The organism is Polyangium mundeleinium (assembly GCF_028369105.1).
GTDB lineage: Bacteria > Myxococcota_A > Polyangia > Polyangiales > Polyangiaceae > Polyangium > Polyangium mundeleinium.
The window spans coordinates 2,756,071-2,771,473 of record NZ_JAQNDO010000001.1; the positions used below are offsets into that span (position 1 = coordinate 2,756,071).

The following is a 15,403-nucleotide window of genomic DNA, read 5'->3' on the forward strand; positions in this document are numbered from 1 at the left end:
AGCCCAGGGGAACGTTGCAGCTCCCGCCCCGATACGAGCCCATCGCGCCCCTTGGCAAGGGCGGCGGCGGAGAGGTGTGGTCGGCCAAAGACCGCATCACCGGCGCGACCGTGGCCGTGAAGGTCCTCGCCGAAGGCGCGAACGAGGCAGAAATGCTCGCCCTCGTGCGCGAAGCCGTGGCCCTCTCCGGCCTCGAAGGCCTCGGCGTGCCGCGCATCCTCGGCTTCGGGCGCCTGCCGAACAGCCCCCGCGCCTACCTCGTGCGGGAGCTCGTCGTCGGCAAGAGCCTGGCCGCGCGATTCGCGGAACCGGACGAGCCGCTGGAGACCCTCGCCGCCATCGCGCAGGCCGCCGACCAGCTCACGCGGCTGCACCGCGCGCTCTTGCTGCACGGGGACCTCAAGCCCGCGAACATCATCGTCGGGCCCTTCGGCAAGGCGACGCTCGTCGACCTCGGGCTCGCGGCGAACTTCCGCGACGGCGGCGAGCGCCCGTCGGGCCTCACGCCGCGGTATGCCGCGCCCGAGCTGCTCACGGGCGCGCCGCTCGGCGTTCGCGCGGAGATCTACGCCCTCGGCGTCACGCTGCGCGAGGCCCTCGTCGCGGTGGGGCCTCGGCTCGATCCGGCCGTCGTCGCGGCGCTCGAAGAGGTCGAGCGTCGCGCCACCGCGGCCGATCCGACGAGCCGCTTTCCAAGCGCGGACGAGCTCGCGAGCGCCATCCGCCGCGCTGCGTCCTTGCCGATGCCCGAGGCGTTCGCTCCGCGCGACGCGCTCGTCTGGCCGATCGTCGGCCTCGACGAGCACGCCGCCGCGCTCGACGCGCAGATCGAGGACCTGCGCCCGGGCGGCGGCATCGTGGTCACGGGCCTGCCGGGTGCCGGCAAGAGCACGTTGCTCCGGCGCGTCGCGTGGTGGCTCGGCGTGAAGGGGCGCGGTGTGGCCTGGGTCGAGGCTGGGCTCGCGCCCGATCCGGGGCAGGCGATGGACCTCGAGCTCGCAGGAGCCGAGGAGCCCGAGGGCGCGATCGTCCTCGTGGACGACGCCGATCGCCTCGCGAAACCGGACGTCACGCGCCTCGCCGCGCTGCGCGAGGCCGGCGCCCGCGTCGTCGTCACCTTCGACCCGGAGCGCCTGCCGAACCTGCCGGGCCCGACGCTCGAACTCTTCGCCGTTCCGCCGCTCGACGAGGCGCGCGCGCGTGACCTCGTGCGCTCGGCGATCCCCTCGCTCGGCGACGTCGTCGCGGATCACGTCGCGCGCCGCGCGGGCCACTTGCCCGGCAAGATCCGCGCGATCGTCGAGGCGATCGCGCGCGCCCCCGTCGCGAGCGCCGCGGACGTCGATCGCCTCCTCGCCGAGGAGGACGAGCGCGGCACCGATCGCGAGCGCGCGATGAAGCTGCTCGATCGGGGCCATGTCGACGAAGCCGCCGAGGTGCTCGCGCGCCTCGAAGACGACCCCTCGCCGGCCGTCGCGATCGCCCGCGCGCGCCTGTTCACGAGCCGCGGCGACGCCCTGCGCGCGATCGCCGAGCTCGAACGCGTGCAGGACGAAGCCCTCGCGGCCGACGCCGAGATCGCCGCCTCGTATTGCCTCCACGCGGCGCGCGCGCTCCTCCGCGCCGGTGACTACGCGGGCGCCGAAACCCAGGCCGGCGCCGCGGCCGAACGCACGGGCCTCCCGGCTGCCGCGGACGACGCCGCACCCTTGCCGCGCGCGGAGGGCCGCCGCGCGCTCTCCATGCTGGCGATCGCCGCCGACGCGCTCGCCGTCTCCGGCCTCGCGCAGAGCTTCTCCTCGCGGCACGACGACGCGAAGCGCACGCTCACGCGCGCCGTCCGCCTCGCGCGTGGGGTCGGCGGCGAGCCGCGCATCCTCTCGGTCGCGCTCGGCTCGCTCGCCTTTGCGCTCCAGCGCGACGATCAGCTCGACCCCGCGAAGGCCGCCTACGAAGAAGCGCTCTCCGCGGCCGAGCAAGCGGGCGATGCGGGCAGCGTGGCCACGACGCGCTTGAACCTCGCGGGCATCGCCAAGGCGCAAGGCGACCTCGCGGCCGCGCTCATGCACCTCGAAGCTGCGGTCGACATGGGGCGCCGCTCGGGCCGCGTCCCCACGCTTCGCCAGGCGCTCTTGAACCTCGCGAACCTGGAGCTCTACCTCGGCCGCCTCGCGCGGGCGCGTGTCTCCATCGACCAGCTCGCGCTCCAGCGCAGCGAGCTCGGCCCGAGCCAGCGCGCGCAGCTCCTCTCGCTCGAAGCCGAGCACGCCGCGCGCTCGGGGGATCCCGCCGCGGCCGAGCGCCTCTGCGGCGCCTGCGCCGAGAGCTGGGAGAGCCTCGGCCGGGGCGTCGACGCGGCCGAGGCGCGGCTCGAACGTGTGATGATCGCCCCCGCGACGTCCGGCGAAGGCGCGCGTGAGCTCGACGCCGAGATCGAGCGTGCCTCGGCGGCGCTCGGGGGTGGCTCGGCGCATCGCCCGCTCCTCTCGCTCGCGCGCGCCCGCGTGGCCACGTTGCGCGGCGACGAGCGGCAGGCCGCGGCGCACTGCGAGGAGGCGCTCGAAGCGGCGCGCGCCTCGGGCCAGAAGGACTTCATCGCCCGCGCCCTCGAAGCACGCGCGACCCTGCACGAGGACGGCGGCAAGCCCATGCTCGCGCGACGCGATCGGGAGGCCGCGCTCGCCGTGCTCGAAGAGATCGCCTCGGTCTTGCCGCGCGACCTGCGTGAGGTCTTCTGGGACGACCCGCGCCGCCGCGCCCTGCGTGCGCTCTGCGTGCCCTCCGTGCACACCCCGCAGACCGCGACGCCCTCTCCGCCGAACGCCTCGCCATCGAGCACGCTCGCGGCGCCGCGCAAGGCCCCCACGGAGGAACGCCTCGCGCGCATCCTGGAGATCAACCGCGCCATCGCGGGCGAGGTTGATCTCGGGCGCCTGCTGGAGAAGGTCACCGACCACGCGATCGCCCTCCTCGGCGCGGAGCGGGGTTTTGTCATCCTCAAGAGCACGCAGCCGCGGGACGAGGCCGATCCCACGGCGGCGCTCCCGTTCGCGCTCTCGGTCCACGCCTTCCGCGGACGCGAGGGCGACGACGCGCATGCGCGCTTCTCGCAGTCGATTGCCGAGCGTGTCGTCCACATCGGCGAGCCGATCGTCACGGTGAGCGCGCGCGAGGACGCCCGCATGGCCGGGTACGTCTCGGTCCACCAGCTCATGCTCCAGTCGATCGCGTGTGTGCCCATCCGCGCGCGGGGCGGCGAGGTCATCGGCGCGCTCTACCTGGAGACACGCCTCCGCCCTGCGATGGGCTTCACGGACGAGCTCCCCACGCTCGTCGCGCTCGCCGACCAGGTGGCGATCACCATCGAGACCGCGCGCCTCGTCGGCGAGAACGCGCGCCGCGCGCGGGAGCTCGAAAAGAAGAGCGCGGAGCTCGAACGGGCGAACGGCGACCTCGAAGCGGCCCGCGCCGAGCTCGAAGAGCTGCTCGGCCAGCGCACCGAGGAGCTCAAGGCCACGAAGCGCGACCTCCGCTCGGCCCGCGCGGTCATCAAGGGGCATTTCGGCTACGAGGGCCTCGTCGGCCGCAGCGAGGCCATGCGCCGCGTCTACGCGCTCATCGACCGCGTCAAGGACACGGACATCCCGGTCCTCGTCATCGGCGAGAGCGGCACGGGCAAGGAAGTCGTGGCGCGGGCCATTCACAACGCCGGCCCGCGCGCCAAGAAACCTTTCGTGGGCATCAACGTCGGCGCCATTCCCGAGCACCTCCTGGAGAGCGAGCTCTTCGGCCACGTGCGAGGCGCCTTCACCGGCGCCGATCGGGATCGCCGTGGCCTCTTCCGCGAGGCCGAGGGCGGCACGATCCTCCTCGACGAAATCGGCGAAATGCCGCCGAAAATGCAGGCCGGGCTCCTCCGTGTCCTCCAGGAAAAGCTCGTCCGCCCGGTCGGCGGCGCGCGCGAAGAGCCCGTCAACACGCGCGTCATTGCCGCGACCCACCGGGACCTCGTGGCGATGACCGCGGCTGGCACCTTCCGCGAGGATCTCCTCTACCGCTTGCACGTCGTCGAGGTCCGCGTCCCGCCTTTGCGCGAGCGCATCGAGGACATTCCGATCCTCATCGACCATTTCCTCGGCATCTTCGCGGCTCGTTATGGCCGTGAGCGCCGGAGCGTCTCGCGGGCTGCGCTTCGCCGGCTGATGGGGCATGGCTGGCCCGGCAACGTGCGCCAGCTCGAAAACGTCCTCTTGAATGCGTGGGTCCTCTCGGATCAGGCCGAGCTCGAACCCGAGGACTTCGAGCTCCCGGAGGCCCGCCTCGCCCCGCGCCCGCCGCCCCCGCCGGAGAGCCTCCGGGAAGGCCCTCAGCGCGCCTCGCCCGAGCCCTCGCGCAAGCTCTCCTCGCTCGAAGCGCACAAGGCCGACGAGCGCGAGCGCATCCTCGCGGCGCTCCAGGCATCCAACTGGAACCGCGTGAAGGCCGCGCGCCTCGTGGGATTGCCCCGCCGCACGTTTTATAGACGACTCAAGGAGTACGGAATTCAATGACGACCCAGCCCGGTAACCTCTCCGCATTCGTGGACGGCGTCGCGCTGCCCGAGGAAGCGGCACGCAACCTTTGGACGCGCTTCAGCGAATGGATGGGCGAGCACAAGGGTGACATGGAGGGGTTCGGAAAAATCAACGGATACACGCAGATCACGCCCGAATACAGAGGCGGGCGGGCCGTGTTGATCGCGTATACGAAGGAGCCGCCGCCCGCGCCGCCGCAAACGAAGCCGGCGGGGAAGGGGGGCGGAGCGCGTCGAGGCGGTCGGGCGGGTGGCGGCGGAAGACGATAACCTCGCGCGTCGAGGTTCTTCCTCGTCCGTGTCTTCGTCGGGGGGGAAGGCTCACGGCTTCTTCTTCGATACAATCTTGACGAGCAGCGTCCTCAGCGACGACCCATCCGCCGGCGGATTCGCCACCGGCTCGCGCTTCACCCGCAGCTCGTAGGCATACCCCTCTTCGTAGGAAAACCCCTCGATCCTCCCGTAGAAGCGCTCCCATTCCTTGTTCTCCGCCTCCCGGACTTGCATGCACCGCATCGGGCCGACGCCCATGCAGTCGACCCGCTCCGCGTGGACGAAGAGCGTCGTTTCTCCGTCTTTCGCGGGCGACGCCTCGGTCGTGTTCGACGTGCCGGGCGTCGCGCTCGGCGCGCATGCCGCGGTGAAGAGGACGATGGTGACGAGGGCTTGACGCAAAGCGGAGCTCATGGCCCGCGCAACGTAGCTCATTCTTCGAACCCTCGTGCGAATTTCCTGGAATCGTCGCCCCACGCCTGGAATCGTTCGAGCATGAACGAGAGCCTTCGTTCCCTGTCCGGTGCGCTCGGGTTGCTCCTCTCCGTCGCGGCGTGCAGCCAGGGCTCTTCCTCCGCGCCGACGCGAACGGCGGGCCCGCCTCCGGGCACGTGGAGCGGCGTTTCCCAGGCCTCTCCCCAGCAGGCCGAGGTTTACCGCCCTGCCGCGCCTCGGTATTTCGGCAGCGCGTTCATCTACCTCGCCAACAACGTCTCGCGGCAGCTCGTGGGCTTCGACGTCGTCGACGGATTGGCCGTCATGGAAGGCGACATGATGCTCGGCCCGGCCACGCTCGTGCCCTTCCGGTATGGCACGCCGCCGCGCCCCACCGGAGACATCAAGGGCGCGATGGGCCTCCAGAGCCGCACGGACCTCTGGCCTCGGGGCGAGATCCCTTATGTGATCGACGCCTCCGTCCCCCCCGCCACGGTCGAAGGGATTGGCTGGGCCGTCTCCCACGTGAATACCACGCAGCTCCGGCTCCGGCCCCGCGCGGGCGACGCCGATTACGTCGTCTTTCGCAACAGCGGCGAGGGCAGCGGGTGCAGCTCGTACGTCGGCCGCATCGGGGGCCCCCAGGAAATCCAGGTCGCCGACTGCGGTCGCGGCAGCATCGTCCACGAAATCCTGCACGCGGCCGGCTTCTTCCACGAGCAATCGCGCAATGACCGCGACCAGTACGTCACCATCGTGTGGGACGAGATCCCGACGCAATATCGGAGCGACTTCGAGCAGAGGGGCGGCGTGGGGCAGGACATCGGGCCCTACGATTACCAGAGCATCATGCATTACTCGTCGCGCGCGTTCAGCCGCACCGGCAGGCCCACGATCGTCCCCCGGGACCCGAACGCCAACATCGGCCAGCGCGAGGGCCTCTCCCAGCTCGATCGGTCTGCGATCCAGGTGCTTTACGGGACCGGCGGGGCGCCGGAGCTTCCCACACCCCAGCCGAGCCTGCCTTTCCCCGGCACGACCTTCCCGTTCCCCACGGCGGGGCTCCCTTTGCCGAGCCTGCCTTTCCCCATCCCCTCGTTCCCATTCCCCACCACGCAGCCCGCCCCTCCTCCGACGCCCCCGCAGGTGCCGGCCACGCCGGTCTCGTTCACCGGCAACTATTCGAGCACCCGAGGGCCGATGCAATGCTCGGAAAACGCCTCGATGGTGGCTTGTAGCTTCCAGGACGGAGGCGCGCCGGGCCGCCTCGATTGCGTGAAGGACGCGGGGAGCGTGCAGCTCTCCTGCACCTGGATGACGTTTCTCCCGCGCCCGGGCGCGGGCCGCGCCGCGCTCCGGCGTAGCTCCACGGCGGACCCGAACCTCGGCGGGACCTGGGGCAACCTGCAGAACGAGACCGACGGCGGTCGGTGGGATGCGACGCGGCAATGAGGCGCGTGACGTGGTGACGTGACGTGCATCGGAAAGGTGGGGGGATGCGAGCGTGCGACGTCGAGCGTGCGGACGTGGTATAGGTCCGTGCATGGCACCTCCGGCCGAGAAGAGCGATGAGGCTCTGCCCGAACCGCCCGTGACGCCGTCGGCGGATGAGTGGCGCGTGATGTCGCCCGAAGCGCGAGAGCGATTCCTTGTCGAGGTGATCGACGCGCTCTCCGACCCCCGGCTCACCATGGGGAACGGCCAGCCCCACAACCTCGCCAAGCGTCGCGCGACCGATCGCCTCCGCAGGCACTTCGATGCGATCGGCCGCCGCATCTATCTGGCGGAGGAGCTCAACGTCCTCTACCCCGGCGAGCGCGCGTTCTGCCCGGACATCCTGGCCGTCCTCGACGTCCCCCAGCCCGAAGACGACGAGCGGATGGCGTGGGTCGTGGCGGACGAGGGGCGCGGGCTCGACCTCGTCATCGAGGTCCTTTACGAGGGCCATCGCAAGAAGGACCTCGTGGACAACGTGGAGCGTTACGCGCGCCTCGGGATCCCTGAGTATTTCGTCTACGACCGCAAGAAGCAGCAGCTTCACGGCTACCGTTTTCCGAGCCCGGAGGCGCGCCGTTATCAGCGTATCGTGCCGCAGGGGGGGCGTTATGCGTCGGCCGTGCTGGGGCTCGATCTTGCCATCGAGAACGGCAAGCTCGAGTTTTTCTACGGAATGGCCGCGCTCTTCGGGACGGAGGATCTCATCGGGCGCCTGAAAGGCATGATGCAGAGCCTGGAGGCGAAGGCGGAGCATGCCGAGGCGCAAGCGGAGCAAGCGCAGGCGCAAGCGGAGCAAGCGCAGGCGCAAGCGGAGCAAGCGCAGGCGCAAGCGGAGCAAGCCCTTACAAGCCTACAGAACAGCCTCCTCGCCATCGTCGCGGCCCGGGGGATCCCTTGCTCGGACAGCGACCGCGAGCGCGTCCGTTCCTGCGTCGAGCTTGAAACGCTCCAGCGCTGGCTCGTCCGGGCCGCCACCGTCGGCTCGATGGCCGAGGTGTTCGCGGAAAACACGTAACCGTCTCGTCCGACCGCAGCCTGCAACGCGCGCAAACGCCCTTGGTGACGTCCGAATGCCGCGTGCAACGGTTGCAAACGGCATATGCACCGCTCGGAGACCCGCTTGCACGCGTTGCAAACGCCTCTCGGTGTGCACGAACGCCGCTTGCAAGCGTTGCAAACGCCTCTCGGGGTGTACCGAACGCCGCTTGCAAGCGTTGCAAACGCCTCTCGGCGCGTACGAATGCCGCTTGCAACGCGTGCAACCGGCGCTTTGTACGCGCACATCGCGCCTTGCAACGGCTGCACGCGGGTCTCGTGACGCTCGACGGGGCGTTTTCCGTCGATAGTGTGCTCCCCTTGCATCGCCGCCTCGGCCTCCGCGTCTGCCTCACGACGTTTCGCACGTGACCCCTTTCTGGAGGTTCCCATGTCCCATCCCCGCAAGGTTTTGCCCACGCTGCTGCTCGACGACGCCGAGGCCGAGGTCTTTTTCACGCGCTCCGGACTGAAAGCCGACCCCGACGCGCAGGATCTCCTCCCTCTCACGGACGGCTGGCTCGCCATGATCGACCTCGTTCGTACGAAGGAGCGCTCGGCTCGCGAGGCGCAGGCGGACGTGGACGCCGCGCGTGTCGTCGCCAATACGCGGCTCGATCGTGCTTGCCAGCGGTTCGGGGACGAGCTTTTTCTCGCTGTGGGCAAGGAGCGCGGGGTGGCGCGGTGGACGCAGTTCTTCCCGGTCCCCGTCAGCAAGTTCATTCGCCAAGCGTTGCCGCGGCAGGTCGCGCGTGTGCTCGGGTGGTTCGAATCGACGGACCCCGTGCTCGACAAGCACCGCGGCGACCTCGAACCCTGGGCGCTGGCCGCCGACGTCGCGCTCAAGCGGACGACGGCGGTGGCCACGGTGCGCGGCGAAACGCGTATCAGCCGGGAGAAGCTCGCCGCGGATCTCACGCGCGAGCGGGATGGGCTGCACGATGCATTGACGGCCCGCGGGCGGGAGCGAGGGCTCTCGCGGAATTGGGCGGATCAGTTTTTCCGGAAGGTGCGCCGGGCGAAGGGCGCGGAGGAGGCGGCCGCGGGGGCGGGGCAATAAGGGTCGACGTCCTACGCATCCGAGCCCGCGCCCGGCGTCTCGGGTGCGTAGGTCGCGGCGAGTGCCGCGCAGAGCGGCTCGCACTTCTTTAGACCGTCCACGGCTTGCGTGAACGACTTTCCGACGTCGTAAACGGCGCTCGCCGGGTAATCCTTGCTGGCCAGGTCGACGTAGTACCGCGCGTCCATGCACGGGTTCTTCTTGGGCTTCTCGATCTCGTCGAGCGCTCTGCGGTCCTGTTCCAAGACGTTCCAGTATCCCGCGTGTTGGCCACGGTGGTGCTTCTGGCACAACGCGCGGCCGACACGCGTGTTCTGGAAGAGCCAGGCTTCGATACTGTAGTAGGGCACGAGGAGCTTGACCCGACGCATGAACGAGTCGGGCGCTCGGCTGTCGCTGTGCTTCTGCCTCAGGGATTCGAGGTGCTGGTGTACAGCGACGAGAACCTTCTCGTGGAACGTGACGTTCTCTGGAACATCGCGGCGCGGGTCGCTGAAACACCGGTCGGCGTCGACGTGATGGAACACGAAGTTCGCCTCGATGTAGATGTGCGTCGCGATGGCGCGCGCGAGAGCGACGCGCTGTTTGTGGCTTCCTTTCGCGAGGTTCGCCGTTGCGGCCTCTTGCGCCTGGGGATGATCCCCCTGCACGTCGATAGACGTGGAGTCGTGGTTCGGATCGACGAGGCGCAGCATGCGCCGCACGAGCGCGCGAAGGGGTTCGTGGTGGCCATCCTCCGTGAGGACCAGGATGCTGGCGACGAAGCGTCGGCCGCTCACCATAGGTTCTTGTCTCGAAGGATCTCGCTGACGTGCTGGAGGCCGACGTTGTAAGCCTCGAAGAAGCGCTCGGCGTCGTAGTCGCTCATGTTGGACCAGACGAGGCGCTCCTTGCCGGAGCTCGTATCGCAGCGGCAGAGGATGAAGGCGCGCTTGACGTCTTCAGCCGAGGAGAATTCGAGCTCATCGAGGAGGAGGGGATCCTGGTTCGCGAGGAAGGCTTGCCGGTCGCCGATCGCCTGGAGGCAGGCGGTGATCCACGCGTGGTGGAGGCCGTTCGTGAGTTCGTCGGCGATGACGATGTGAGGATTGCAGTCGAGGTAGTAGAGAAAGGCGAGCAGGCGCTTCTGGCCATGGCTGAGCTTGTCACCGCGGACCCGGGAATCATCCAGGCGTTCGAACCAAAATTCCAGGTCGCCGAAGGTCAGATATGGCGCCGTGTCGTCACCACCTCTGGTGGACCTCTGCAAGAGCCTGACATCGAGCCAACCGTTTTTGAGCCCAGCGAGGCGAACGAAATCTCTCACGAATGGCAGCTTGTCCATGTCGAACCGCAACAAGTGAGGCTCGCGCCATGCGGGCCATTTCCCCGCGCTCTCGTCGATCATGGCTCTCTTGAGCGCATTCGACACCTGCTCGCGAGGCCCCATGAAGATGATGCCGCCATCCGGATCGTAGCGGTCACCGATGGTGGTGAACGTCGACGAGGCATTCGTGCGCGCATCGAAGAGTGATCGAAAGAAATCCGTGGACTCGTCGAAGCGTGACGCGTGTTCCAGCGTCTCCATCGAATCGATGACGCTCAGGGGGTATCGGCCCTGCATCGAGAACGACAATTCCTCCCAATCATCCTCGGAGAGCTTTCGCCATGGTTCGCTCGGGTCGGCCCCCTCGCCCATGCGAACGGTTCCGCGGAAATGATATGCGGCTTCCGCCCTCCGGCTCGCGCGCCGGCCGTTCGCGCCGCGGTTCAATCCCTCGCCAGGGGAACGGGCAGAGTTTTCGAGCACCGCCTCGAACGTGACGGTCTCCAGTTCGATTTGGTACTCGACCTCGAACTCCTCCTCCTGGATTGCTGATAAATCCCGGCTGAGCACCGCCACAATCAACTCCAATAGCGTCGTCTTCCCAGACCCATTGATCCCGAGCAGCACGTTGAACCCATCGCTGAAGTGCAGCTCGACCGGCTCGACATTCCGGAACTTGTTGATCTTCAGCCGCTTGAGCTTCGCCATGCGCTCCGTCCCATCCGTGCGCTTCGCGACCCGACCGCGCCCGCGCCCGCGCACCTTACTCCATCCCCTCCGAACCACGCAACGCGCCCCACCGCCCCCGTTTGCCCTGCTCCTCCGCCCGCCCCCACGCTCACTCCCACCCCTCCGTCCGCGTCGCTCCCTCGTCCGCCCGCGCGCCTTTTTTTTCCCGCTGGAACCCTCTTCCCGGGTAGACTCCCCGCCTTCCGAGGGGAGGAGAGGGCCGCGCAATGAAACGCTATCAGATGCTCATCGGTGGGAATTGGGTGGACAGCGTCTCCGGTCAGACGCGTGAGCTTCGCGACCCGGCCAATGGCGAGGTCGTCGCCTCGGTCCCCGAGGCCTCCCGGGAGGATGCGCGGGCGGCCATCGACGCGGCCCGTGTTGCCTTCGATCGCGGCCCCTGGCGCAAGACCACCGCGCTCGATCGCGGAAAACTCCTCTTCAAGCTCGCCGAAGCCCTCACCAAGGAGGCCGACGCCCTCGCGCGCCTCGAAGTCCAGAGCTGTGGCAAGCCCCTCGCCGAGGCCCAGTTCGACGTCGCCGACGCCGCCAACTGCTTCGAGTTCTACGGCGGCCTCGCCACCAAGATCGCCGGCGAGACCATGAACGTCCCCGCGAACAGCCTGAGCTTCGTCGTTCGCGAACCCCTCGGCGTCTGCGGCCAGATCATCCCCTGGAACTACCCGCTCCTCATGGCCGCGTGGAAGCTCGCCCCCGCCCTCGCGGCCGGCAACACGTGTGTGCTCAAACCGTCGGAGCTGACGCCCCTCACGGCCTTGGAGCTCGGCCGCATCCTCACCGAGGTCGGCTTTCCGCCCGGCGTCGTCAACATCATCACGGGCCCGGGGGCCGGCGCGGGCGAGGAGCTCGCCGAGAGCCCGCACGTCGACAAGGTCGCTTTCACCGGCGGCACCGTCACCGGCCGCAAGATCCTCCTCGCTTCCTCGGGCAACTTGAAGAAGGTCACGCTCGAGCTCGGCGGCAAGAACCCGAACATCGTCTTCGCCGACGCCGATTTCGAGGCCGCCGTCGACGGCGCGCTCTTCGGCGCCTTCGCGAACCAAGGCGAGGTCTGCTCGGCCGGATCTCGCCTCCTCGTCGAGCGCTCGATCCACGATCGCCTCGTCGCCGGCATGGTCGAGAAGATCCCGCGCGTGAAGGTCGGCCATGGCCTCGATCCCGCGACGAAGATGGGCCCGCTCGTCTCGGCGGCGCACCGGGACAAGGTCGAGTCGTACATCCGCATCGGCGTCGAGGAGGGCGCGCGGCTCGTCTGCGGCGGCAAGCGGCCCGCGGATCCTGCGCTCGCGAAGGGGCACTTCCTCGAGCCCACGATTTTCGTCGACGTCAAGCCTTCGATGCGCATCGCGCGCGAGGAGATCTTCGGGCCTGTCCTCAGCGTCATCCCCTTCGACACCGAGGAGGAGGCCATCGCGATCGCGAACGACAGCGAGTACGGCCTCGCGGCGGCGGTGTGGACGAAGAACCTCACGCGCGCGCACCGCGTGATCCGCGAGCTTCGCGCCGGCATCACCTGGGTGAACACGTATCACCCGACGTTCAACGAGATGCCTTGGGGCGGCTACAAGCAGAGCGGCACCGGGCGTGAGCTCGGGCTCTATGGCATCGAGGCTTATCTCGAGACCAAGCAGGTCAACATCAATCTGGACGAGGCCCCGCTCGGCTGGTACTAGCCGACGATTTTGGGAGAGACCATGCGGATCGAATTGAAGACAGAGATCCCGGGGCCTCGGAGCCGGGAGCTCATGGAGCAGCGGCGCGCGGCGGTCGCTCGGGGGCCGTTCCATGGCACGCCCATCTTCGTCGCGAAGGCGCACGGCGCGGTGATCGAGGACGTCGACGGCAATCGGCTCCTCGATTTCGCGTCGGGTATCGCCGTGACGAACCTCGGCCACACGCCCGAGGACGTCGTGCGGGCCGTGCAAACGCAGGCCGAGCGGTTCTTGCACACGAGCTTCAACGTCGTCCCTTACGAGGGCTACGTGACGCTCTGCGAGCGCCTGAACCGCATCACGCCGGGCAGCTTCGCGAAGAAGGCTTTCCTCGCGAACAGCGGCGCCGAGGCCGTCGAGAACGCCGTCAAGATCGCCCGCGCCCACACGAAGCGCCAGGGCGTCGTCGTCTTCGACCACGCCTTCCACGGCCGCACCTACCTCGCGATGAGCATGACCAGCAAGGTCGGCTATCGGCAGGGCTTCGCGCCCTTCGTCCCCGAGGTCTACCGCACGCCGTTCCCCTACGCCTACCGCTCGCCCGAGCCCGACGCCTCCGCGTGGGCCCTGCGCGAGCTGCGTGAGCTCGTCCTGCACCACGTCGGCGCGAACAACGTCGCGGCGGTCGTGATCGAGCTCATCCTCGGCGAGGGCGGCTTCGTCGACGCGCCCGTGCCTTTTGTCCAAGAGCTCGCGAGCTTCTGCAAAGAGCACGGCATCGTCCTCATCGTCGACGAGATCCAGACCGGCTTCGGCCGCACCGGCGCGCTCTTCGCGTGCGAGCACTACGGCGTCGAGCCCGACCTCGTCACGCTCGCGAAGGGCCTCGGATCGGGCCTGCCGATCTCCGCGGTCGTCGGCCGCGCCGAGATCATGGATGCGCCTGTCGAGGGCGCGATCGGCGGCACGTTCGGCGGAAACCCCGTCGCCATCGCGGCCGCGCTCGCCGTGCTCGATCGCTTCGAGGCCGACGGCGGCGCGCTTTTGAAGCGCATCCAGGCCGTCGGCGAGCAGATCGGCGCGCGCCTCCTCGCTTGGAAAGAGCGTTTTCCGATCATCGGCGACGTGCGCGGCATCGGCCCCATGCGGGCCATCGAGCTCGTGCAGGATCCTCGGACGCGCGAGCCCGACAAGGCCGCGGCGCAGGCGCTCGCGAAGTATTGTTACCAGCACGGCGTCGTCGTCCTCGGCGCTGGCACGTACGGCAACGTCATTCGACTGGCCCCGCCGCTCACCCTCGAAGATGCCGAGCTCGACGAAGGGCTCGTGATCCTCGAAGCGGGGCTTGCAGAACTCGGGAGGCGCGCATGAGCCGGCACCTGCTCTACATTGACGGCGCTTGGCGGGAATCGGCCCGCACGCACACCATCAAATCCCCTTTCAGCGGCCGCATCGTCGCCGTCGCGGAGGAGGCGGACGAAGCCCTCATGGAGCGCGCGCTCTCGGCCGCGAAGGCCGCGCAGACGCGCTTCCGCAAGACGAGCCGGTACCTGCGCAGCCGCCTCCTCGCGGCGATGGCGCGGCGGATCGACGAGGATCGGGCGAAGTTCGTCACGTCGATCGTCGACGAGGCCGGCAAACCCGCGGCGCTCGCGGACGCCGAGGTGTCCCGCGCGATCACCACGTTCATCGTCGGCGCCGAGGAGGCCAAGCGGTATGGCGGCGAGGTCTTCCCCGTCGACATCGACGCGGCGGGCCGCGCGTACGAGCCCGGCACGAGCCTCTTCGTCCCGCGGGGGCCCGTCCTCGCGATCACGCCCTTCAACTTTCCGCTGAACCTCGTCGCGCACAAGGTCGTCCCTGCGCTCGCGATCGGCGCGCCCGTGCTCATCAAGCCGGCGCCGCAGACGCCGGGCGCCGTGCGCCTGCTCGCGGAGGTCTTCGAGGCGGCGGCGAACGAGGTCTCCGAGAGCCGCGAGACCATCCCGCTCGCCGCGCTCCAGACGATCACCGCGCCGAACGAGGTCACGGGCCGCGCCATTCGGGATCCACGCGTCGCCGTCGTCAGCTTCACGGGCAGCGCTTCGGTCGGCTGGAGCATCCAGGGCATGGCGCGCGGCAAGCGCACCGTGCTCGAGCTCGGCGGCAATGCGGCGGTCCTCGTGCATGGCGGGGCCGACCTCGTCCGCGCCGCCGCGCGCGTCGCGTACGGCGCTTTCGCGTATGCCGGCCAGGTCTGCATTTCCGTGCAAAACGTGTGGGTCGAGGAGAGCGTCGAGGAGGCGTTCCGCGGCTTCTTGCTGGAGGAGGTCGGCCGCATCAAGACGGGCGATCCGCGCGGCGAGGGCGTGCTCGTCGGCCCGGTCATCGACGGCAAGGCGGCCGACCGCATCACGGCGTGGATCGACGAGGCGCAAAAGGCGGGCGCGAACGTCCTTTGCGGCGGCAAGCGCGAGGGCAACCTCCTCCAGCCGACGGTCCTCGATCGTCCGGGCGAGGCGCTCGCGGTCGTGCGCGAGGAGGTCTTTGGCCCGGTGCTCAACCTGCTCACCTACCGCGACGTCGGCGAGGCCATCGAGGCTGTGAATCGCTCGAAGTATGGCCTGCAGGCGGGCGTCTTCACCGACAGCTTGCGCGTCGCGCGTCGTACGGTCGAGGATCTCGAGGTCGGCGGCGTCATGATCAACGAGGTCCCCACCTATCGCGCCGATCACATGCCTTATGGCGGCGTGAAGGAATCCGGTCTTGGCCGCGAGGGCGTGCGTTACGCGATGGAAGAGTACAGCGAGCGCAAGACCGTCATTTCGTACAGGGGATAGACT

11 protein-coding genes are annotated in these 15,403 nt (G+C 69.1%); 8 read left to right on the forward strand and 3 right to left on the reverse strand.

Annotated features, from left to right (window positions below; all coding sequences use genetic code 11):
* Nucleotides 1–14 precede the first annotated feature (14 nt).
* Nucleotides 15–4,550 (forward strand): sigma 54-interacting transcriptional regulator, encoded by a 4,536-nt coding sequence (locus POL67_RS11235; RefSeq protein ID WP_271917244.1) that lies wholly within the window; start codon nt 15–17, stop codon nt 4,548–4,550.
* Nucleotides 4,547–4,843 (forward strand): hypothetical protein, encoded by a 297-nt coding sequence (locus POL67_RS11240; protein ID WP_271917245.1) that lies wholly within the window; start codon nt 4,547–4,549, stop codon nt 4,841–4,843. Before POL67_RS11235 ends, POL67_RS11240 begins: the two co-directional genes overlap by 4 nt.
* 51 nt (nt 4,844–4,894) lie before the next feature.
* On the opposite strand, the gene POL67_RS11245 is transcribed toward POL67_RS11240, so the two are convergent.
* Complete coding sequence (locus tag POL67_RS11245) at nt 4,895–5,260, reverse strand: DUF4377 domain-containing protein (protein WP_271917246.1); 366 nt, start codon at nt 5,258–5,260, stop codon at nt 4,895–4,897.
* Nucleotides 5,261–5,341: 81 nt separating this feature from the next.
* Between POL67_RS11245 and POL67_RS11250 the strand changes: the two genes are divergently transcribed.
* The 3 genes from POL67_RS11250 (at nt 5,342) to POL67_RS11260 (ending at nt 8,873) form a co-directional block, all read left to right on the forward strand.
* Entirely contained in the window at nt 5,342–6,733 is a 1,392-nt protein-coding gene (locus tag POL67_RS11250; protein ID WP_271917247.1) for a M12 family metallopeptidase, read from the forward strand.
* Nucleotides 6,734–6,824: 91 nt separating this feature from the next.
* Nucleotides 6,825–7,793 (forward strand): Uma2 family endonuclease, encoded by a 969-nt coding sequence (locus POL67_RS11255; RefSeq protein ID WP_271917248.1) that lies wholly within the window; start codon nt 6,825–6,827, stop codon nt 7,791–7,793.
* A 411-nt stretch (nt 7,794–8,204) separates the two neighbouring features.
* Entirely contained in the window at nt 8,205–8,873 is a 669-nt protein-coding gene (locus POL67_RS11260; protein ID WP_271917250.1) for a hypothetical protein, read from the forward strand.
* A gap of 11 nt (nt 8,874–8,884) precedes the next feature.
* On the opposite strand, the gene POL67_RS11265 is transcribed toward POL67_RS11260, so the two are convergent.
* Together POL67_RS11265 and POL67_RS11270 are read right to left on the reverse strand one after the other, a co-directional pair.
* A complete protein-coding gene (locus POL67_RS11265) occupies nt 8,885–9,655 on the reverse strand; it encodes a hypothetical protein (RefSeq protein WP_271917251.1) in 771 nt (256 codons plus the stop codon).
* Nucleotides 9,649–10,887 (reverse strand): AAA family ATPase, encoded by a 1,239-nt coding sequence (locus POL67_RS11270; RefSeq protein ID WP_271917252.1) that lies wholly within the window; start codon nt 10,885–10,887, stop codon nt 9,649–9,651. Before POL67_RS11270 ends, POL67_RS11265 begins: the two co-directional genes overlap by 7 nt.
* Nucleotides 10,888–11,135: 248 nt before the next feature.
* Here POL67_RS11270 and POL67_RS11275 point away from each other — a divergent pair, with 248 nt between their 5' ends.
* Genes POL67_RS11275 through POL67_RS11285 form a run of 3 tightly spaced genes read left to right on the forward strand, consistent with a single transcriptional unit; the run spans nt 11,136 to nt 15,400 of the window.
* Complete coding sequence (locus POL67_RS11275; protein WP_271917253.1) at nt 11,136–12,602, forward strand: aldehyde dehydrogenase family protein; 1,467 nt, start codon at nt 11,136–11,138, stop codon at nt 12,600–12,602.
* A 21-nt stretch (nt 12,603–12,623) separates the two neighbouring features.
* Nucleotides 12,624–13,952: a 4-aminobutyrate--2-oxoglutarate transaminase gene (gene gabT, locus POL67_RS11280; protein WP_271917254.1), complete on the forward strand. Its 1,329-nt coding sequence runs from the start codon at nt 12,624–12,626 to the stop codon at nt 13,950–13,952.
* Complete coding sequence (locus POL67_RS11285; RefSeq protein WP_271917255.1) at nt 13,949–15,400, forward strand: aldehyde dehydrogenase family protein; 1,452 nt, start codon at nt 13,949–13,951, stop codon at nt 15,398–15,400. The genes gabT and POL67_RS11285 overlap by 4 nt, the downstream gene beginning before the upstream one ends.
* Nucleotides 15,401–15,403: the final 3 nt, after the last annotated feature.

Bases quoted from the DNA above. Each gene is read 5' to 3' on its own strand.
- POL67_RS11240 (WP_271917245.1), top strand. From the start codon at position 4,547: ATGACGACCCAGCCCGGTAACCTCTCCGCATTCGTGGACGGCGTCGCG.
- POL67_RS11245 (WP_271917246.1), bottom strand. From the start codon at position 5,260: ATGAGCTCCGCTTTGCGTCAAGCCCTCGTCACCATCGTCCTCTTCACC.
- POL67_RS11250 (WP_271917247.1), top strand. From the start codon at position 5,342: ATGAACGAGAGCCTTCGTTCCCTGTCCGGTGCGCTCGGGTTGCTCCTC.
- POL67_RS11255 (WP_271917248.1), top strand. From the start codon at position 6,825: ATGGCACCTCCGGCCGAGAAGAGCGATGAGGCTCTGCCCGAACCGCCC.
- POL67_RS11260 (WP_271917250.1), top strand. From the start codon at position 8,205: ATGTCCCATCCCCGCAAGGTTTTGCCCACGCTGCTGCTCGACGACGCC.
- POL67_RS11265 (WP_271917251.1), bottom strand. From the start codon at position 9,655: ATGGTGAGCGGCCGACGCTTCGTCGCCAGCATCCTGGTCCTCACGGAG.
- POL67_RS11270 (WP_271917252.1), bottom strand. From the start codon at position 10,887: ATGGCGAAGCTCAAGCGGCTGAAGATCAACAAGTTCCGGAATGTCGAG.
- POL67_RS11275 (WP_271917253.1), top strand. From the start codon at position 11,136: ATGAAACGCTATCAGATGCTCATCGGTGGGAATTGGGTGGACAGCGTC.
- gabT (WP_271917254.1), top strand. From the start codon at position 12,624: ATGCGGATCGAATTGAAGACAGAGATCCCGGGGCCTCGGAGCCGGGAG.
- POL67_RS11285 (WP_271917255.1), top strand. From the start codon at position 13,949: ATGAGCCGGCACCTGCTCTACATTGACGGCGCTTGGCGGGAATCGGCC.